Genomic DNA, 18,442 nt, shown 5'->3' on the forward strand with positions numbered 1-18,442 from the left:
CCGGGCACTTGCGCGATCCACCCCGGCACGTGTGGACTACGGCCAGCGCCGCGCGCTTACGCGCGGCCCAAAGCATTTACCGAATGAGCAGGAGGCAAGCCGTGAGCGCGACCGCGGACCACGCGGAGGAGCGGACCAACCCGGCCGGAAGGCTGGGGTTCGAGCCCGGACAGGTGGTCCAGGAGATCGGCTACGACGAAGACGTCGACCATGATCTCCGTGAAGGCATCGAGTCCATCATCGGGGCCGATCTCGTGGACGAGGAGTACGACGACGTCGCCGACGCCGTCGTGATCTGGTTCCGCGACGAGGACGGCGATCTCACCGACGCCCTGGTGGACGCCATCGGTCTTCTGGAGGACGGCGGCACCATCTGGCTGCTGACGCCGAAGACCGGCCGCGACGGCTACATCGAGCCGAGCGACATCAACGATGCCGCGCAGACAGCTGGTCTCTCCCAGACCAAGAGCATCAGCGTCGCCAAGGACTGGACGGGCACCCGCCTGACGGCCCCCAAGCGCTGATCACCACGCTGCGACGAGCCCCCGCCGGTACGCCGGCGGGGGCTTTCGTGCACAGGCCGTAGGCTGGGCTTCACCGATTCGGCCCAAGGGCATGTGCAAGGCCAGGGCTCCGTCGAAGGGACGCGTACGCGATGGCGATCGAGGCCGGCACCGAGGCCCCGGAATTCGAGCTGAAGGACAACCACGGGCGCACCGTGCGGCTCTCCGACTTCCGCGGCGAGAAGAACGTGGTGCTGCTCTTCTACCCGTTCGCCTTCACCAGCGTGTGCGCCGGTGAGCTCGGCGAGCTGCGCGACAACCTCCCCACGTTCGTCAACGACGACACCCAGCTGCTCGCCGTCTCCAACGACTCCATCCACACCCTGCGCGTCTTCGCCGAGCAGGAGTCCCTGGACTTCCCGCTGCTCTCCGACTTCTGGAAGCACGGCGAGGCCTCCCGTGCCTACGGCGTCTTCGACGAGGAGAAGGGCTGCGCGGTGCGCGGCACCTTCATCATCGACAAGGAGGGCGTCGTCCGCTGGACCGTCGTCAACGCCCTTCCGGACGCCCGCGATCTCGGCGAGTACGTCAAGGCGCTCGACGGCATCTGAGGCGCATCCGGCCGACATCTCCGATTCGCGGGGCGAATCGACTGTTTCGACCGGGAACCCGTCACTAGGATCCAGTCGTTGATCCGAATGCCAACGCACTACGGGGGCGCTGCCCCTGGAAACCAATGGAGGGACTCGTGGGAGTCAGCCTCAGCAAGGGCGGCAACGTCTCGCTGACCAAGGAGGCCCCTGGCCTCACCGCCGTGACCGTCGGTCTGGGCTGGGACGTCCGCACCACCACCGGTACGGACTTCGACCTCGACGCCAGCGCCATCCTGGTGACCGAGGAGGGCAAGGTCCGCAACGAGCAGGACTTCGTCTTCTTCAACAACCTGAAGAGCGGCGACGGCTCCGTCGAGCACACCGGTGACAACACCACCGGTGAGGGCGAGGGCGACGACGAGCAGGTCAAGGTCAGCCTGGCCACCGTGCCGGCCGATGTCGCCAAGATCGTCTTCCCGGTGTCGATCTACGACGCCGAGAACCGCCAGCAGTCCTTCGGCCAGGTGCGCAACGCGTTCATCCGCGTCGTGAACCAGGCCGGCGGCGCCGAGATCGCCCGGTACGACCTCTCCGAGGACGCCTCGACCGAGACCGCCATGGTCTTCGGCGAGCTGTACCGCCACGGTGCCGAGTGGAAGTTCCGCGCCGTCGGCCAGGGCTACGCCTCGGGTCTGCGCGGCATCGCGCAGGACTTCGGCGTCAACGTCTGAGCCGAGTCGTTCGAACCGTCCGGCGCCGCACATCCCGTGCGGCGCCGGACGTGCCTCATCACCACCGGGGAGGAACCGAAACATGGGCGTCACGCTCGCCAAGGGAGGCAATGTCTCCCTCTCCAAGGCCGCACCCAACCTGACCAAGGTCCTCGTCGGGCTCGGCTGGGACGCGCGCTCCACCACCGGAGCCCCCTTCGACCTCGATGCCAGCGCTCTGCTGTGCCAGGCCGGACGGGTGCTCGGGGACGAGTACTTCATCTTCTACAACCAGCTCCGCAGCCCCGAGGGCTCCGTCGAGCACACCGGTGACAACCTCACCGGCGAGGGTGACGGGGACGACGAGTCCCTCATCGTGGACCTGTCCATGGTGCCGGCCCACTGCGACAAGATCGTCTTCCCGGTGTCGATCCACGACGCCGACAACCGGGGCCAGAGCTTCGGCCAGGTCAGCAACGCGTTCATCCGCGTCGTGAACCAGCTGGACGGCCAGGAGCTCGCCCGCTACGACCTCTCCGAGGACGCCTCCACCGAGACCGCGATGATCTTCGGTGAGCTCTACCGCTACAACAGCGAATGGAAGTTCCGCGCGGTCGGCCAGGGGTACGCGTCGGGGCTGCGGGGCATCGCTCTAGACTTCGGGGTCAACGTTTCGTAAAGCCAAGCAGTTTCACGATGGGGTAGAGAGTGGTTCTGAAAACCTTCGGCTGGTCGTTCGCCATCACGGCGCTCGGCCTGGCCTTCGCCGCTTGGCAGTGGGGGTGGGAGGCGTTCGGGGTCGTTCTGATCCTGTCGATCCTCGAGATCTCGCTGTCCTTCGACAACGCCGTGGTCAACGCGGGAATCCTGAAGAAGATGAATGCCTTCTGGCAGAAGATCTTCCTCACGATCGGCATCCTGATCGCCGTCTTCGGCATGCGACTGGTCTTCCCCGTCGCGATCGTCGCCATCAGCGCCAAGGTCGGCCCGATCGAGGCCATCGAGCTGGCCCTGGACGACCCCGAGCGGTACGAGTCCCTGGTCACGGACGCCCACCCGGCGATCGCCGCCTTCGGTGGCATGTTCCTGCTGATGATCTTCCTCGACTTCATCTTCGAGGACCGTGACATCAAGTGGCTCGGCTGGCTCGAGCGCCCGCTGGCCAAGCTCGGCAAGGTCGACATGCTGTCGGTCTGTGTCGCGCTCATCGCCCTGCTCGTCACGGCGATGACCTTCGCGACGCACGCGCACACCAGCACCGGCGTGGCGGACAAGTCCGCGACCGTACTGCTCTCCGGCGTCGCCGGCCTGATCACGTACCTCATCGTCGGCGGTCTCTCCGGCTTCTTCGAGAACAAGCTGGAGGAAGAGGAGGAGCGCGAGCACGAGGCGGAGGAGAAGGCCAAGGCCGAGGGCAAGCCCGTCTCGGCGGTCGGCCTCGCGGGCAAGGCCGCCTTCTTCCTGTTCCTGTACCTGGAAGTGCTCGACGCCTCGTTCTCCTTCGACGGTGTCATCGGTGCCTTCGCCATCACCAACCACATCTTCTGGATGGCGCTCGGCCTCGGCATCGGCGCCATGTACGTCCGTTCGCTCACGGTCTACCTGGTCCGTGAGGGCACCCTGGACGACTACGTCTACCTGGAGCACGGCGCGCACTACGCGATCGGCGCGCTGGCCGTCATCCTGCTCATCACCATCCAGCACGAGATCAGCGAGCTCATCACCGGCTCCATCGGTGTGGTCCTGATCGCGCTCTCCTTCTGGTCCTCCGTCCGCCGCAACAAGGCGCAGGCGGCGGCCGAGGGCGGGTCCGGCTCCTCGGGGGACAAGACCGAGGTGTCGTCCGGGGTGTGACACCCCCGGCAATGAGGAACGCTTCACTGCGGGGCGGCCGGTGCACCCGGCCGCCCCGCAGGCATGTGCGCGGTGCGATGCGACGACCGGTCGCGTCGACGACCAGTGGGGGGTGAAGGCGGCATGGCCTTCTGGGACAACCTGTTTCCGGGAAGGGCGGCGCAGTTCGAGTCGGGCAGCGCCGCGTCGAACACCATCGACTTGACGAGACGGCGTCCGTCCGTCTCGCTCACCAAGCAGGGCGCCGCCACCGGCAACCTCCGGGTGAACCTCTCCTGGCGGATGAGGACCTCGGACCTCGAAGGACGCTCACGCCAGAGCGGGCGGCTGCTCCGCAACCCGGCGCAGCTCTTCAAGCCGGAGGTCGTCCAGGCGCACACCCAGGGCATGGTCAACGTCGACCTGGACCTGGGCTGCCTCTACGAGCTGACCGACGGCAGCAAGGGCGTCGTGCAGCCGCTCGGTGGCTTCTTCGGTGATCTGAACACCGCCCCGTACGTGAAACTCAGCGGCGACGACCGCTTCGGGGGCTCCTCCGGGGAGACGATATTCGTCAACCTGGACCAGAAGGACGAGATCAAGCGGCTGCTGTTCTTCGTGTACATCTACGACCAGACGCCGGCCTTCGACCGCACGCACGCCAAGATCACCCTGTACCCGAGCAACGGGCCGCGGATCGAGATCGAGCTCGACGAGCGCGCCCCGCAGGCCCGCTCCTGCGCCGTCTTCTCCGTGGACAACAGCAAGGGCGAGCTGACGGTCCGCCGTGAGGTGCGCTTCGTGTACGGCTTCCAGGCCGAACTGGACCGGTTGTACGGCTGGGGCCTGCAGTGGGGGCGCGGCTACAAGACGAAGGCGTAGGCCGTGGCCTGCGCCGGGCTCTCGGGCCTCTTCAGGTCCTCGGGCCCGCTCCGGTCCTCAGGGCCCTCCAGCGGGCCCGTCAGGTCCTCAGGACCGGACGAACTGGGGGCCCATGGGCGGCATCCGGAACTCCGGCGCGGGGTTCTGGTCCGGGCCGCCCACCGGCTGCGGGTAGCCGTACGCGGGGGCCGGGATGTCCGCCTGAGGCTGGGGGTAGCCGTACGCGGGCGCCCGGTCGGGCACGGGCGGCGGCACGGTCGGCCGCGGGGGTACGGGGGTGTGGACGAGGGTCAGGTCGAGGTCCGGGCCGGCTTCGGGGGAGCCGGTGGCGGCCGTGGCGCCCTCCTGGGCCTCCGCGGCGCCCTGGGAGCCCTCCTGACCGTCCGGACGCCCGGCGGGGGCGCTCGACCCGTCCAGGCCCTCCAGGCCGTCCTGGGCGTCCTCGTCGACCGAGATGCCGAAGTCGGTGGCGAGGCCCACGAGGCCCGTCAGGTAGCCCTGCCCCACCGCGCGGAACTTCCAGCCCTCCCCGCGCCGGTACAGCTCGCCGCAGATCACCGCGGTCTCCTCGCCCGTCTCCGCCGTCACGGAGAACAGCGCCAGCGGCTCGCGGTCGGGGCCGGCCGTCGCGTCGTACAGCAGGATCCGCAGGTCGGAGACGGAGCGGAAGGTGCCGCCGTCGGAGGAGGCCGCGATCACCACCCGGTCGACCGAGGGGTCAAGGCTGCCCAGATCGGCCTCCACGGTGTCCGTGAGGCCCTGGGAGTCCCGCTTCTTCGGCAGCCGCCGCACCAGGCCCGAGGGATGGCGCGGCTGGTTGTAGAACACGAAGTCCTCGTCGGACCGCACGCGACCGGAGGGCCCGAGCAGCAGAGCCGAGGCATCCACGTCGGGGACCCCGGAGCCCGGGGTCCAGCGGAGCACGGCCCGTACGGCCGCGGTGTCGAGAGGGACGTTGGAGCCCTTCAGCATCGCGTGCGTCATGACCGTAATCCTGCCCTCCCGGCAGACCCTCGGACAACGCGGGGGCCGTCACCGATACCGGGCCGAGACGACGGATGCTGACGAGTTACCTGAATTTCATGCATGAAGGGAACTGCGGACACCCGCACCTACGTACTATTACCGGCCACATGTCGTCAGGTCGAGAAAGGTAGACGGGGGACTTATATGCGTCATTTCGGACACATCCCGTCCGCGACACGGGCCGGGTTGTTCCACCGCGAGCCGGCCGAGTTCACGGCCGACTCGCCCGCGCGCACGCTCGCCGTGGCCCTGGGTGCCACGCTCTACAGCCCGGCCACCCGGCCGCGGCTCGCCGACGACGTGCGCAAACAGGCGGCCCGCGGAGTGGTCTCCATGGTCCTCTGCCTCGAGGACTCCATCAGCGACGCCGACGTCGAGGACGGCGAGGCCAACCTCGTCCGCCAGTTCGCCGACCTCGCCGCCGGAACCGTGACGGACGCCGACACCGCCACGGCCCCGGGCGCGGACAGCGCGACGGGCACCACACCGGACGCCGGAGCCGCCACCGACGTCCCCCTGCTCTTCATCCGGGTCCGCGAGCCGCGCCAGATCACCGACCTCGTCACCCGCCTGGGCGAATCGGTCCGACTGCTGTCCGGATTCGTGCTGCCCAAGTTCACCGAGACCCGCGGCCGGGCCTTCCTCGAAGCGCTCACCCAGGCCGAGCGGACGAGCGGCAGACGCCTCTTCGCCATGCCCGTCCTGGAGTCCCCCGAGCTGCTCCACCTGGAGACACGGGCCGAGACCCTGGCCGGGATCGCCTCGATCACCGACAAGTACCGCGACCAGGTCCTCGCCCTGCGCCTCGGCGTCACCGACTTCTGCTCCGCCTACGGACTCCGCCGCTCGCCCGACATGACGGCCTACGACGTCAAGATCGTCGCGAACGTCATCGCCGACGTCGTCAACGTCCTCGGCCGCTCCGACGGCACCGGCTTCACCGTCACCGGACCCGTCTGGGAGTACTTCCGACCCGGCGAGCGCATGTTCAAGCCACAACTTCGCCGCAGCCCCTTCCTGGAAGGCCGCGCGGAGGACCTGCGCACCGCCCTCATCGAACACGACCTCGACGGGCTGCTGCGCGAGATCGAGCTCGACCGCGCCAACGGACTGCTCGGCAAGACCTGCATCCACCCCACCCATGTGGTGCCGGTGCACGCGCTCTCCGTGGTCAGCCACGAGGAGTGGAGCGACGCGCAGGACATCCTGCGGCCCGAACAGTGCGGCGGCGGAGTGCTCCGATCCGCCTACACGAACAAGATGAACGAAGTGAAGCCGCATCGCGCGTGGGCCGAGCGCATCCTCCAGCGCGCCGAGGTCTTCGGCGTCGCCCATGAGGACGTCGGCTTCGTGGATCTGCTCACCGCCGGACTTGCCGGCTGACGAAGGGACGTCGACGACGTGGTGTGGACCGGAACGTGGGTCGCGGAGCGACTGGGCGTCGAACTGATCGGCGACGAGGAGCTACCGGCCCTGTTGGGCCTCGCACTGCGTCGCAACCCCAAGCGGGCGCATCTGCTGGTCTCCAGCGTGCTCGGCAAGCACGTGCCCCAGCGGCCGTCCGTGGTGTACGGCTCCGGCCTGGACCTCGGGCGGCGCGTCCGCGCCCTCCTGGGCGACGAGGAGGCGGCGCGCTCCGTCGTCCTCGGCTACGCGGAGACCGCCACGGCCCTCGGCCACGCGGTCGCCGACGGCCTCGGCCCGGCCCCGTACCTCCACTCCACCCGGCGGCCGGTGGCGGGCGTCGCCCGCGCGGGCGGCTTCGAGGAGTCGCACTCGCACGCCACCTCGCACCTGCTGCTGCCCGAGGACCCGAAGCTGCTCGCGGGCGACGGGCCGCTGGTCCTCGTCGACGACGAGTTCTCCACCGGCAACACGGTCCTCAACACCGTGCGGGCCCTGCACGAGCGCTACCCGCGCGACCGGTACGTCGTCGTCGCCCTCGTCGACATGCGCGCACCCGCCGACCGGGACCGCCTCGACGCCTTCGCCTCGGAGATCGGTGCCCGCGTCGACCTGATCGCCGGCGCCGCCGGAACGGTACGCCTCCCCGAGGGCGTACTGGAGAAGGGCCAGGCGCTGGTGGCGGAGCACGAGGCCACCGGTTCCGGGACGCCCGTGCCCGTACGCCCCGTCGAGGCCCCCGCCCCCGTGCGGATCGAGCTCCGCTGGCCCGAGGGCATACCCGACGGCGGCAGGCACGGCTTCACGCCCGAGCACCGCGCGGTCCTGGAGGCCGCGCTGCCGCGCATGGCGGGCAGCATCGCCGAAGCGCTGCGAGCCCCCTCCGCCACGGAACCGCCGGTCGCGAAGCCCCGCGTCCTCGTCCTCGGCTTCGAGGAGCTGATGTACGCGCCGCTCCGCCTCGGCACCGCCCTGGAGGACGCCGGACACGACGTCCGGTACTCCACCACCACCCGTTCGCCCGTCCTCGCGGTCGACGACCCCGGTTACGCGATACGCACCCGGCTCGTCTTCCCCGCCCACGACGACCCCGCCGACGGACCCGGCGAGCGCTACGCCTACAACGTGGCGGGCGCGGGCTTCGACGCCGTCGTGGCCGTCGTCGACTCGACCGCCGACACCCCGGCCCTGCACGCCCCCGACGGCCTCCTCGCGCAGCTGACCGCACACGTCCCGCGCGTGGTGCTCGCCGTCGTCCCCTCGTACACGCCCCAGGTCTCCGACTCCGAAGCTCCCGAAAGGAGCTCCATGCTGCCCGAGCCCCTCCGCGGCCCCGCCTTCTCCTCGTACGCACCCGAGGAGGTCGGCTGGCTGCTCCAGGACCTCTCGGACGTCGAGCTCGAGGCGCCCACCGAGGAACGCGAGGAAGCCATCCAGAGCGGCGGCGCGCACTACGCCGAGTCGCTCCCCGTCGAGTACCAGCCCAGCGCCCGCTACCAGGAGCTCTTCCACACCGCCCTGGAGGGCTCCGCCGCCCGGATCGCCCGCGCCGTCGGCACCGTCACCGAGACCGTCCTCGCCGAGCGTCCCGGCCGCGTCCCGGTGCTCGTCTCGCTCGCCCGGGCCGGCACACCCGTCGGCGTTCTCATGCGCCGCTGGGCGCAGGCCCGCCACGGCCTCGACCTGCCCCACTACGCGGTGTCCATCGTGCGGGGCCGCGGCATCGACGCCAACGCGCTGCGCTGGCTCGCCGCCCACCACGACCCCGCCGACGTCGTGTTCGTCGACGGCTGGACCGGCAAGGGCGCCATCACCCGCGAACTCGCCGAAGCCATCCGTGCGTTCGAGGCGACCGAGGGCATCAAGGGCTTCGACCCGGAGATCGCGGTCCTCGCCGACCCCGGCTCCTGCGTCCGCACGTACGGCACCCGCGAGGACTTCCTCATCCCCTCCGCGTGCCTCAACTCCACGGTGTCCGGCCTGATATCGCGCACGGTCCTGCGCGCCGACCTCGTCGGCCCCGACGACTTCCACGGCGGCAAGTTCTACCGCGAACTCGCCGGTTCCGACGTGTCGAACGACTTCCTCGACGCGGTGGCCGCCCGCTTCGACGAGGTCACCGGAACCGTCGACACCGACGTCAAGGAACTCCTGGCCGCCGACCGCACCCCCACCTGGGAGGGCTGGGCCGCGGTGGAGCGGATCAGCGAGGAGTACGGCATCCACGACGTCAACCTGGTCAAGCCGGGCGTCGGCGAGACGACCCGGGTCCTGCTCCGGCGCGTCCCCTGGAAGATCCTCGCCAAGCGGGGCGCCGACGCCGACCTCGCGCACGTCCGCCTGCTCGCGGAGCAGCGCGGCGTCCCGGTCGAGTTGGTCGACGAACTCCCGTACAGCTGCGTGGGACTGATACACCCTCACTACACCAGGGGTGCGACAGGCGCCGACGGCAAGGCGGTGGTGTCCCAGTGAGTACGACCCCGATCACACAGGTGACGACGACACAGGCGCCGGCGCAGGCACCGGCACCGACCACGGCGCAGATCGCGGCGGTGAGCACGGAAGTGAGCGCGGAAGTAGGCACGGCTGTGAGCACGGCGGTGGGTACGACGCTGGTCGCGAGCGACCTCGACCGCACCCTCATCTACTCGTCCGCGGCCCTCGCCCTCGGCATGCCCGACGCCCAGGCGCCCCGGCTGCTCTGCGTCGAGGTCCACGAGTCCAAGCCGCTCTCCTACATGACCGAGGACGCCGCCGAACTCCTCGCGCGGCTGACCGGTGAAGCGGTCTTCGTCCCCACCACGACACGCACGCGCAAGCAGTACCAGCGCATCCAACTCCCCGGCACCGCACCGAAGTACGCGATCTGCGCCAACGGTGGGCACATCCTCGTCGACGGCGCCACCGACGAGGACTGGCACGCCTCCGTCCTGGACCGGCTCGCCGAGGAGTGCGCGCCGCTCTCCGAGATCCGCGCCTACCTCACCGCCACCACGGACCTGTCCTGGGTGCGCAAGCACCGCGTGGCGGAGGACCTGTTCGCCTACCTGGTCGTCGAGCGGGAACGACTCCCCGAGGAATGGCTGGCGCGCTTCGGCGCCTGGGCGGGGGACCGCGGCTGGACGGTGTCGCTCCAGGGCCGCAAGGTGTACGCCGTGCCGAAGCCGCTCACCAAGAGCGCGGCCGTCCGCGAGGTCGCCCGCCGCACCGGCGCCACGCTCACCCTGGCCGCCGGCGACTCCCTGCTCGACGCCGACCTGCTGCTCGCCGCGGACCGGGCCTGGCGCCCGGGCCACGGCGAACTGGCCGACAGCGACTGGACGGCCCCCCACCTCGACGTCCTCGTGGAACGCGGGGTCGCGGCGGGGGAGGAGATCCTGCGCCGCTTCCGGGCGGCCGCCGCGGTGTAGGAACCCGGGGGTCAGCCGCAGCAGCCCCCACCACAGCAGCCGCCGCCGCCCCCGCCGCTCGGTGCGGGGGCGCCCGCGGCCGAGCCGCCGACGGCCACGGCCGAGAGCAGCTTCACGGTGTCGTCGTGCCCGGCGGGGCAGGAGGCCGGATCGGAGGACTCGGCCATCGGACGGCTGAGCTCGAAGGTGTCGCCGCAGGTGCGGCAGCGGAATTCGTAACGAGGCATGGGACCAGGCTAGAGGCTGCGCCCACGTGCCGGCAGACCCCCGGCGCCGAGGTCCCCCTCCGCCCCGGCTCAATGGCCGGTGCCGCGCTCCTCCCTGATCTGACCGACGACGTGCGCGGCGGCGGCCCGTACGCCCTCCAGCTCGGTCAGGAAGTGCCAGTAGTCCGGGTGCCGGCCCTCCAGACCGTCGACGGCCCGGTCGAGGCGGGCGACGGCTTCGTCGAGGGGCCGGGCATGGCGCGGGTCCGGAGTGGTCCGCCCGGCCATCGCGAGCCGCTGGGCGTCCCGTACGGCGAACCGGGCGCGGTCGATCTCGGCCTTCGGGTCCTTGGCGACGGCGTCCAGGCGGCGCAGCCGGTCGCCGGCGGCCGAGACCGCCTCGTCGGTGGAGTCGAGCAGCGCGCGGACGGTCGACAGGAGCGAGGTCGCGTCGGGCCAGCGCTGCTCGGCCCGCGCCTTCGCCGCCTCGGCGAGCCGCTCCTCGGCCTGCCGCAGCGTGACGGCGGCCTGCTCGGGCACGTGCTGGAGGTCCTGCCAGCAGTGCGCGGTGAAGCGCCGCCGCAGCTCGGACAGGACCGGCTCGACGCCCCCTCCGCGGGTGCCGAGCGCCTCGGTGCGGGTACGGAGGGAGACGAGGCGCCGATCGATCTCGGCGGCCCGCTCGGGCAGGCGCTCCGCCTCGGCCCGTACGGCCTCGGCGTCGCGCAGGACCCGGTCGGCGCGCTGGAGGGTCTCGGGGACGCCGTGCCGTCCGGCGCCTTCGTTGAGCCGGGTCAGCTCGGGCCCGAGGGCGGCGAGCCGGGCGGCGAGGTCGTCGGCACGCAGCCCGCTCTCCCGTACGGCGTCCAGGGCGCCGCTCGCGCCGCGCAGGGCCTGCCGGGCGCGCTCGACGGCGGGGGCGAGCCGGGCGAGCTGGGTCTCGGCGCGGTCGAGCAGCGGCCCGAGACCCTGCTCGAACCGGTCGAGCTCGCCCTTCACCCGATCCAGCTCCTCCTTGGCGCGGGCCAGCTCCGTGCGGGCCCGGCCGGCGGTCGCGGCGTCGAGCTCGTCACGGTCGAGGTCATGGGCGTCGACGGCGCTGATGTAGACGTGGCTGACCTCGTCGATACGGCGCCCGAGCCCCTCGAAGCCCTCGACGGCGCGGCGCGCTTCCGGGGAACTGTCGACGGCGGTGATGGTCTCGATGGAGATCCGCAGCCCGCGCTGGGCGGTGTCGAGCTCGTAGAAGGCCGCGGCGGCGGCGTCCTTGGCGGCCTGCGCCTCGGCCCGCTGCCCCTCACCGCGCCCGCCGAACCAGCGCCGGGTGCCGCCGCCGGCGAAGGCCTGCGGGAGCAGGGCCCCGACGAGCAGCGGCAGGACGAGCCCGATCCCGAACACGGAAGGCACCCCTCCGCCCCCCGAAGCGGATCGACGCTCCCCCCGGCTCGGCACGTCACGACGCCGAACGCCGCCGTCCCCCCTCGCGTCGCTCGCCGCCACGTACCTCTCCCGTGCTGTGTCCGCCGTGCCCGGTCCGGTTCATTCTCCCACCAGGTAAGGACGAACACACAGACAGATCAGTTCACCCCGAGCACGAACGAACGCGGACGACGCCCCGGCATCCCGCCCCCCCCACCACGGAGCGTGACGCCCCGAAGACGCCCCCACCGCCCCCGGGGTATCGGTTTGCGGCACCCACCGGTCCGCCATGTAGGCTGTTGCCTCCTCCACGGGTGCGTAGCTCAGGGGTAGAGCGCTGCTCTTACAAAGCAGATGTCGGCGGTTCGAAACCGTCCGCGCCCACCAGCACAAAGGCCCCTCGCCGATCATGGCGAGGGGCCTTTGACATCTATTTCTGACATCAACGTCCATGGTCACTGTGGCTGGGGTTCCAGGGCCGGGACTCCACGAGGGGGAGCGGTGGAGGACGTCTTCGACACGACCGGGAGACCGCCGAAGGGCTGGATGCACGCCGTCTTCCACGGCGGCCCGTACGGAGAGGACGTGGGCCGCTGCATCCCCGGCCCTCCCGCGCCGGCCACTCTGTCGGTCCCGCTGCCAGGGGGCGGTGTCCACGTGTACCGCCTGTGGACGGTGGGCTCGTGGTCCGACCCGGACGACCCGATAGCCGTCTATAACCCCGACGGCCCTTCGGTTCCGCCGTCTCTTCTGACCGCCCAGGAGGGGCAGTGGACCCAGGAAGGGCGACAAAGACGGGGCCTCGGGCCCGTCAGGCTCGTCGCGCTGACCGACGAGGGACAGATGACGTACGACCCTGATGCCGCCGCCGTCGAGGCGATGCTTGCAGGGCTGGAGGAGCGGCAGTACGTGGTTCTCCAGCGGCTGACCGACCACGATGAAGGTGACTGCTACTTCCAGGTTCTGTTTTCCGAGGACGCCATCTACGAGATGGAACACCGAGCGGGTACGACCGGTGAGCGTCAGCAGACGCGATCGGCTTCCCAGACGGAGGTTCGTGACGCCGTCCTCCGCTGGGTAGCCGATCAGTCGAGCCGGTGCACTGACCTCGAAGGTCCTACGACCGGGGACGGCTCTTGAGCAGTCGATCCACGTGACTCACGGCCTCCCGCTGCGTGTCCTGGACGACGTGGGTGTACACGTTCATCGTCACGGCGATCTGGCTGTGCCCGAGGATCTCCATCACGACGCGGGGCGGGACGCCGGCCGCGGTGAGGAGCGTCGCCGTACCGTGCCGGGCGTCGTGCAGCCGGACGACGCGGAGACCGGCGTTCTTCGCGACGCGGGTGAACGAGCGGTACAGGTTGCGCGGCTCGATGGGCTGGCCGGTGCGCGTGGTGAAGACGTACCCGGTCTCCGTCCACTTCTCCCCGGCACGCTCACGGGCGGCGGCCTGCTTGAGACGCTGCCACCGCAGGGGAGCGACGCAGATCGCGGGGAGGGGAAGCGTCTGCTTGCGCCGACGCCCCTTGGGGTCGTCCTCGTACACCTCACCGGCCACTCGTTGCCGCTGCGTCCTGACTCGGATCTCCCGCTTGTCGAGGTCGACGTTCTCCCAGCGGAGGCCGACGACCTCCCCACGGCGGAAGCCGAGGGCGATGGCGAGCACGAAGGCGGCGTACAGCGGGTCCTTCCGGGCGGCGGCGAGGAAGTCGAGCGTCTCGTCCAGGGACCAGGGGGAGAGCTCCCGGGCGGCGACGGTCGGCGGCTCGACGAGCGTCGCGACGTTCCGGCTCACCAGCTCCTCGCGGCAGGCGGCGGTGAGGGCGGTGCGGAGGACGCGGTGCGACTCCTTGGCGGTGGCGGCGCTGGTCTTCTTCTCCAACTGGACGAGGAAGCGCCGAACGTCGGCGACGCCGAGGGATTCCAGCCGCTTGGAGCCGAGCATCGGGACGAGGTAGAGCCGGACGTGCACCTCGTACTTGGCCGCGGTGGTCTTCTTGCGGCGCGGCTTGACGATGTTGTCCAGCCAGTACGGCAGCCACTCGGAGAGCTTCATCGAACGGGTCGGGACGGGAACGCCGTTGTTGACCTTGTCGAGGAGCGCACGGCGCTTTGCGTCGCACTCGGCCCAGGTCTTGCCGTAGGCGAACTTCCGGGCGCGGGTGCCGTCGGGCTGGAGGACGTAGACGGCGGCCTGAAAGCGGCCGTCGGACCGCTGGGTGATGGTGCCGGCCCCGTTGGGGTTGCGCTTGCGCTGGGTGGCCATCAGGCGGCCTCCTCGATCTGGTGGTCGATGAAGTCCCGGACGGCGTCGATGGGGACACGGCGCGAGCGGCCGACGGTGATCGAGACCAAGGCACCCGCCGCGCATGGCGCGGCGCGCGCGGCCCGTCGCCCGGGCCTGCGCTCCTGTCTCCGCCCCGCTCCAGCCCGACCGCCGGCCGCACGCCTGACAGCTCGGGTTATTGGGCGACGAACCACGACGCGGCCGAGGCCGTACGCGAGTGCGACTCAAGACGATGCCTCCGGCGGGGGCGCTCAGGCTCCAGGATGGGAGGGGCTCGCGGGCGGGTGCCGGCCGGTGGGGTGTGGAGGTGGGTGGCTCCCATCCCGTCTGCCGTCGACCCAGGCAGAGCCGAGCAGACACGGCACCGGGCGTCCAGGTCGTTCGTACAGTGGCGCGCTCCACCTGGACGCCCGGCACCGCGCCTGCTCCACGGTGTGTGGGTCGACGGCAGACGGGATGGGGGCTGGAACTGTTGCTACGCGCCGGCTTCTTCACGTCATGGAGCCTCTTCAGCGGCCACTCCAGAGGGTGAACGACTCTGTCGAGTTGACCAGGCTCTGATCTGCGGTTGCGCTCGGCTTCCGAAGATCAGGCCGTCACCCGATCGTGGCCGTTCTGAAGAAGCTCATGGGAAGCGAATGATTCCGCAGTTGCAGTGAAAAATGTTTCCATGCTTCCCTATGGTTTGACGACAGGTTTTGCACCATACCTTATCCCACAACTCCAGTACGGCATCACCAAAATTCCGGGCGTCAACAATAGATAGCCCTGTGGCCCATTCATTGTAATGAGCCCCATGGATATTCCTTAGCCACATGTAGTCGTTGACTCGGTTGGCTTCCTCCTTGAGGCCAATCTCCCTCAGTTTCTTTGCCACGCTCGGCCATGTGTCACCGAGGGTGTACTTGTCGCCGTACCTTCGAGTTACCGAGGTCTGAAGGCTCTTGCTCATCCAGTCGGATAGCGTCTCCAATAGGTACCCGGCATTTCCGCAAATTAGCCTGGGATCATCCGCTGCAACTACACCCCGCAGGTCATCTGAGGCGTCTCTACGGGCCTCGATAATCCTTGGGCCAGTTGCAAAGCCCCAGTCGTGAACTTCCCTCTCAACAAACTGATGCTTCGCCGCGAAGACCGCAGAGAACTGCTCCTTCCAGAGCCGATCGTGGAAGGTAACCAAGAATTGCCACCCCTTGAATTCCTCAAGGAGGTATCGTGCAACCTTTACCCTAATGGCCGAGTCTACGCTCTGAAGGACATCGTCGAGCACCATGATTTTCGGCTGCCCGTGCTCACTTGCGAACTTCATGAGAGAAAGGAATAGAAGCAACGCCAGGAGATCCAAATTCGCCTCACTGAAGTAACCCTCAGCGCGTACTGTAACACCATTGGAAAGTTTAGCAATGAGTGCAATTTCTGCACTTTCCGAGGAGAGTTCCAGGCTGACTGAAATGACGGACTCGGCTGTAGGGGAAATCCTTTTGAAGCTGTCAGTTAGAGTCTGGGCGACCTCGCCAAGAAGTGAGAATAGCGGTGCATTGTTAGCAGCCTTCCTTGCTTTTGCGACCTCGTCGCTCGCTGCTCGAACACGGCCAATCTCCTTCCGGACGATGGCCGCCTGTTCGTAGATCTCTTTCCTCTGTGCCGTAATCCTGCCCTGGCGCGTATCCTGATTCCTGGAATATCCCCGTGACGCAAACCAGGCATTGAACGAAGCCAAGTCGTGCAACTTAGTCTTCAACCCACCAAAATTAGATCGAGTGATCTTCGCTAGCACCCTTGCCGCGTTGTTGCGCGCAATCGTGCATGTTTCTCTATGTGATTCAGCGTGGCTGATTGCGTCGGAATATTCTTGAGGCACAGCTGAGACAGAAGCGACATTTCTCATGAATTCCGCGAATACGCCGTGCCGTGCTCTGGGGGCGCTTCTAAGGAAGCTAATGATCTCTTCTCTATGTAGGGCCAAGCCGCTTCCACGGAAAGCAGGATGTGGAGCTCTCGGGACGCTATCCAAGGCCCCATCTATCTCGACCACTGAACGCTTAAAGGTGGATCCGTCCGCGAAGGTGACCTCAACCTCTGTAGCTTGATCGGGGCTGACGACATTGCGAAGTCGCTCAAGCGAGTGTTGCTTGGATTCGCTGGCGAATCGTGGGTACCTTCCGGAGATACAAAATTCGAGCGCATCGACGAAAGTTGATTTACCCGCTCCATTCTCTCCAGTCAGGAGACACGACAAAGGGGTCGAGCTGTCGGAGTTTGAGAAATTCAGGGTCATTTGATGTGGAATTCCCCTGAAGCCCTTAACTCGCACACTCCTAATTCGCACCCTGCACCTCGCTATTTGGAGAGATTTTCGAGGGGGCTTACAGTGCTGAGGGTGGCCTCGGGCCGGAGTGCGGGGCCACCGGTTTTTCACTGTGGATGATCTCGCCGCCTCGGCGTCGCCCTCTACCGGTCAGGGGATCTTAGCCCGCTACGCGTCGTCATGTAACCATCCCATTGCTGCTTGTTACGGCGGGAAGGGCCGCCATGTGTTGTGTCGCCCTTGAGGGGTAAAAACAGGTCACTCTGGGAGGAAAGTTGCGAACCGGCTTCCAAGAGGAATAGCTGCTGGACTAGCCGCCTCAACGTGGCCTATGCGTGGACGACGCGCTGCACTGAGCCCCAGCTCCCCTGCGACCGGCGGCAACATGCGGGACGCAAAGGGCCTCCGAAGCCGTGTGTCCGAGAAGCCCCCGGCAGAGATGCTGGGGGCTTCGTGGTCGTACATATGGGGCCCTGTGCCCCATGGCGTTTCGAGGAGGGATGCCTTGTTGGCGTGGGCGAGCACCCCGCCTATGGGAGGCGTCGGCCGCGGCTCTCTGCAACGCGTAGCACCTGGCCCAGGGCAGTCGTGAGATCTGCGGACGCCGCACGAAGATCCACCGGGTCGGGCTCCGGGAGGCCGAGCAGCTCGATGGCGTGGTGCAGTACGTCGGCCGCCTGGTCGAGGCAGGTCGTTTCGAGGGTGTCGGCCAGGCGAGACAGGCGGCTGCTGTCGTCGTCGGTGCTCAGGAAGCACGGTTTGCCGTCGGGGCCGGACCACGGGAGGAGCCGCAGCTCGTCACGGGAGGTCATCTGTCCGTCTCCTCCTTGAGGGTCGGGTGGGTGGTGAATACCGCGTCTGCGGCGTCGCTGGGGAGGGCCAGGAGCGCGGCTTCGAGTACGCGGCCGGTGGAGTTGAGGGCGATGCGCGTGATGGTGAGGACCGTCCGCGTGGGGCTGATGCGGAGGGCGGCTGCCTCATCCGGAGTGGGGAGGCGGGCGGTGACCGTCTCCTGGGTTTCCGTACGGTCCACGTCTCGACCGCCGGGCCAGGAGGACGAGGCGAGTTGTGCGGCCGGGGCGAGCTCGCGGGGGATGTAGATGCGGGCCACGCTTCGGGGAGTATCGCCCTCGTAGGTAATGCAGTGGAACTCCGTCAGGGGAGTGTTGGACGGGACCTTCAAGAGGGTTCTGATGTGGCCGCGGGCCCGGATGTTGGTCGTGCGGATGGTGGTCTGGAGGTCGCGGGCGAACGGTATGCCGGCGCCGCCTGTGTAGGCGATGCGGCGTAGCGGAGTGCGGACGAAGTTGCCCTTGCCGTGGGTCTTCTCGATGAGCCCTTCCGCCTGGAGGAGGGCGAGTGCCTGGCGGATGGTCGGGGTGCTGACCTTGTAGTGGGTGGCCAGTTTGGGTTCCGAGGGGAGGCGGTCTCCGGCCTTGAGGTGGCCGGTGGTGATCTGGGTGCGGAGGTCTTCGGCGATGGTGTCGCGGAGGGTCGGCACGGTCGTAGTCACCACCTTTTCTGGACTCGGAGGGCGACCAGGCGGGTGCGGGGGTGCATGGTCAGTTGCTCGCCCGTTTCGAAGAGGAGGCGTTTGGCTCCGAGGGGGAGTTGGCGGAGGTCGGCTACTCGGCAGGGCATGCCGCCGATCTGGATGACGTCGCCTCGCTGGACGTTGATCGAGGTGATCTCGATGGGCGCGACCACGGCGCCGGTCGGGGCCCAGGACTTCATGCCGTTGCCTCCGAGTGGGGCGGGGCGGTCGCTGGCATGTGGCAGGGGCAGGCGCACGCCTCGTAGATCACCGGGATGTCGACAGGCGCCGTTACCGGGGAGGAGTGGGCGCACTCGTGATGGG

At 68.7% G+C, this 18,442-nt stretch carries 18 protein-coding genes and 1 tRNA gene; 11 read left to right on the forward strand and 8 right to left on the reverse strand.

Going from position 1 to position 18,442, the window contains the following annotated elements; all coding sequences use genetic code 11:
• The first annotated feature begins 101 nt into the window (after positions 1 to 101).
• The 6 genes from IO20_RS0100300 to IO20_RS0100325 all read left to right on the forward strand — a co-directional run bounded on the left by IO20_RS0100300 (position 102) and on the right by IO20_RS0100325 (position 4,521).
• A complete protein-coding gene (locus tag IO20_RS0100300) occupies positions 102 to 524 on the forward strand; it encodes a DUF3052 domain-containing protein (protein WP_030207808.1) in 423 nt (140 codons plus the stop codon).
• A gap of 131 nt (positions 525 to 655) precedes the next feature.
• A complete protein-coding gene (locus tag IO20_RS0100305; RefSeq protein WP_030547885.1) occupies positions 656 to 1,114 on the forward strand; it encodes a peroxiredoxin in 459 nt (152 codons plus the stop codon).
• Positions 1,115 to 1,251: 137 nt separating this feature from the next.
• Positions 1,252 to 1,827, forward strand: coding sequence for a TerD family protein (locus IO20_RS0100310; RefSeq protein ID WP_030207810.1), 576 nt, complete (start codon positions 1,252 to 1,254; stop codon positions 1,825 to 1,827).
• Positions 1,828 to 1,909: 82 nt separating this feature from the next.
• Positions 1,910 to 2,485, forward strand: coding sequence for a TerD family protein (locus tag IO20_RS0100315; RefSeq protein WP_030207814.1), 576 nt, complete (start codon positions 1,910 to 1,912; stop codon positions 2,483 to 2,485).
• Positions 2,486 to 2,514: 29 nt separating this feature from the next.
• Positions 2,515 to 3,660, forward strand: coding sequence for a DUF475 domain-containing protein (locus tag IO20_RS0100320; protein WP_030547883.1), 1,146 nt, complete (start codon positions 2,515 to 2,517; stop codon positions 3,658 to 3,660).
• Positions 3,661 to 3,783: 123 nt separating this feature from the next.
• Positions 3,784 to 4,521 carry a TerD family protein gene (locus IO20_RS0100325; RefSeq protein WP_030547881.1) on the forward strand — a complete coding sequence of 246 codons (738 nt, stop codon included), beginning with the start codon at positions 3,784 to 3,786 and terminating at the stop codon, positions 4,519 to 4,521.
• 87 nt (positions 4,522 to 4,608) lie between these two features.
• Here the strand turns inward: IO20_RS0100325 and IO20_RS0100330 are convergent, their stop codons facing one another.
• Positions 4,609 to 5,514: a TerD family protein gene (locus IO20_RS0100330; RefSeq protein WP_078945891.1), complete on the reverse strand. Its 906-nt coding sequence runs from the start codon at positions 5,512 to 5,514 to the stop codon at positions 4,609 to 4,611.
• Positions 5,515 to 5,691: 177 nt separating this feature from the next.
• Here IO20_RS0100330 and IO20_RS0100335 point away from each other — a divergent pair, with 177 nt between their 5' ends.
• The 3 genes from IO20_RS0100335 (at position 5,692) to IO20_RS0100345 (ending at position 10,361) form a co-directional block, all read left to right on the forward strand.
• The gene (locus IO20_RS0100335) at positions 5,692 to 6,930 is read left to right on the forward strand and encodes an HpcH/HpaI aldolase/citrate lyase family protein (RefSeq protein ID WP_030547877.1); all 1,239 of its coding nucleotides are present in this window, start codon (positions 5,692 to 5,694) and stop codon (positions 6,928 to 6,930) included.
• Positions 6,931 to 6,948: 18 nt separating this feature from the next.
• Positions 6,949 to 9,423, forward strand: coding sequence for a phosphoribosyltransferase (locus IO20_RS0100340; protein WP_030547875.1), 2,475 nt, complete (start codon positions 6,949 to 6,951; stop codon positions 9,421 to 9,423).
• Between the two features lie 116 nt (positions 9,424 to 9,539).
• Entirely contained in the window at positions 9,540 to 10,361 is an 822-nt protein-coding gene (locus IO20_RS0100345; RefSeq protein WP_245684835.1) for an HAD family hydrolase, read from the forward strand.
• 11 nt (positions 10,362 to 10,372) lie between these two features.
• Here IO20_RS0100345 and IO20_RS0100350 read toward each other — a convergent pair whose 3' ends face one another.
• Together IO20_RS0100350 and IO20_RS0100355 are read right to left on the reverse strand one after the other, a co-directional pair.
• A complete protein-coding gene (locus IO20_RS0100350) occupies positions 10,373 to 10,588 on the reverse strand; it encodes an FmdB family zinc ribbon protein (RefSeq protein WP_030547871.1) in 216 nt (71 codons plus the stop codon).
• Positions 10,589 to 10,657: 69 nt separating this feature from the next.
• Positions 10,658 to 11,974 carry a coiled-coil domain-containing protein gene (locus IO20_RS0100355; RefSeq protein ID WP_245684836.1) on the reverse strand — a complete coding sequence of 439 codons (1,317 nt, stop codon included), beginning with the start codon at positions 11,972 to 11,974 and terminating at the stop codon, positions 10,658 to 10,660.
• Positions 11,975 to 12,298: 324 nt separating this feature from the next.
• On the opposite strand from IO20_RS0100355, the gene IO20_RS0100360 reads away from it, so the two are divergent.
• Both IO20_RS0100360 and IO20_RS0100365 read left to right on the forward strand, forming a co-directional pair.
• Positions 12,299 to 12,373, forward strand: a tRNA-Val gene (locus IO20_RS0100360).
• 114 nt (positions 12,374 to 12,487) lie between these two features.
• Positions 12,488 to 13,126, forward strand: coding sequence for a hypothetical protein (locus tag IO20_RS0100365; protein ID WP_030547867.1), 639 nt, complete (start codon positions 12,488 to 12,490; stop codon positions 13,124 to 13,126).
• On the opposite strand, the gene IO20_RS0100370 is transcribed toward IO20_RS0100365, so the two are convergent.
• The 5 genes from IO20_RS0100370 to IO20_RS0100390 form a co-directional block, all read right to left on the reverse strand.
• The gene (locus IO20_RS0100370; RefSeq protein WP_030547865.1) at positions 13,104 to 14,255 is read right to left on the reverse strand and encodes a tyrosine-type recombinase/integrase; all 1,152 of its coding nucleotides are present in this window, start codon (positions 14,253 to 14,255) and stop codon (positions 13,104 to 13,106) included. The two genes, IO20_RS0100365 and IO20_RS0100370, sit on opposite strands and share 23 nt — an antisense overlap.
• Before the next feature lie 646 nt (positions 14,256 to 14,901).
• Complete coding sequence (locus IO20_RS38145; RefSeq protein ID WP_342668728.1) at positions 14,902 to 16,695, reverse strand: AAA family ATPase; 1,794 nt, start codon at positions 16,693 to 16,695, stop codon at positions 14,902 to 14,904.
• Positions 16,696 to 17,114: 419 nt separating this feature from the next.
• Complete coding sequence (locus tag IO20_RS0100380; protein ID WP_030547864.1) at positions 17,115 to 17,396, reverse strand: hypothetical protein; 282 nt, start codon at positions 17,394 to 17,396, stop codon at positions 17,115 to 17,117.
• Positions 17,393 to 18,097 (reverse strand): GntR family transcriptional regulator, encoded by a 705-nt coding sequence (locus IO20_RS0100385; protein WP_106978531.1) that lies wholly within the window; start codon positions 18,095 to 18,097, stop codon positions 17,393 to 17,395. Before IO20_RS0100385 ends, IO20_RS0100380 begins: the two co-directional genes overlap by 4 nt.
• Positions 18,094 to 18,318: a hypothetical protein gene (locus tag IO20_RS0100390; RefSeq protein ID WP_030547862.1), complete on the reverse strand. Its 225-nt coding sequence runs from the start codon at positions 18,316 to 18,318 to the stop codon at positions 18,094 to 18,096. Before IO20_RS0100390 ends, IO20_RS0100385 begins: the two co-directional genes overlap by 4 nt.
• Between the last annotated feature and the right edge of the window lie 124 nt (positions 18,319 to 18,442).

This window comes from Streptomyces exfoliatus (genome assembly GCF_000725545.1).
Taxonomy (GTDB): domain Bacteria; phylum Actinomycetota; class Actinomycetes; order Streptomycetales; family Streptomycetaceae; genus Streptomyces; species Streptomyces exfoliatus.

Bases quoted from the DNA above. Each gene is read 5' to 3' on its own strand.
- IO20_RS0100305 (WP_030547885.1), top strand. From the start codon at position 656: ATGGCGATCGAGGCCGGCACCGAGGCCCCGGAATTCGAGCTGAAGGAC.
- IO20_RS0100315 (WP_030207814.1), top strand. From the start codon at position 1,910: ATGGGCGTCACGCTCGCCAAGGGAGGCAATGTCTCCCTCTCCAAGGCC.
- IO20_RS0100325 (WP_030547881.1), top strand. From the start codon at position 3,784: ATGGCCTTCTGGGACAACCTGTTTCCGGGAAGGGCGGCGCAGTTCGAG.
- IO20_RS0100335 (WP_030547877.1), top strand. From the start codon at position 5,692: ATGCGTCATTTCGGACACATCCCGTCCGCGACACGGGCCGGGTTGTTC.
- IO20_RS0100350 (WP_030547871.1), bottom strand. From the start codon at position 10,588: ATGCCTCGTTACGAATTCCGCTGCCGCACCTGCGGCGACACCTTCGAG.
- IO20_RS0100370 (WP_030547865.1), bottom strand. From the start codon at position 14,255: ATGGCCACCCAGCGCAAGCGCAACCCCAACGGGGCCGGCACCATCACC.
- IO20_RS0100380 (WP_030547864.1), bottom strand. From the start codon at position 17,396: ATGACCTCCCGTGACGAGCTGCGGCTCCTCCCGTGGTCCGGCCCCGAC.
- IO20_RS0100390 (WP_030547862.1), bottom strand. From the start codon at position 18,318: ATGAAGTCCTGGGCCCCGACCGGCGCCGTGGTCGCGCCCATCGAGATC.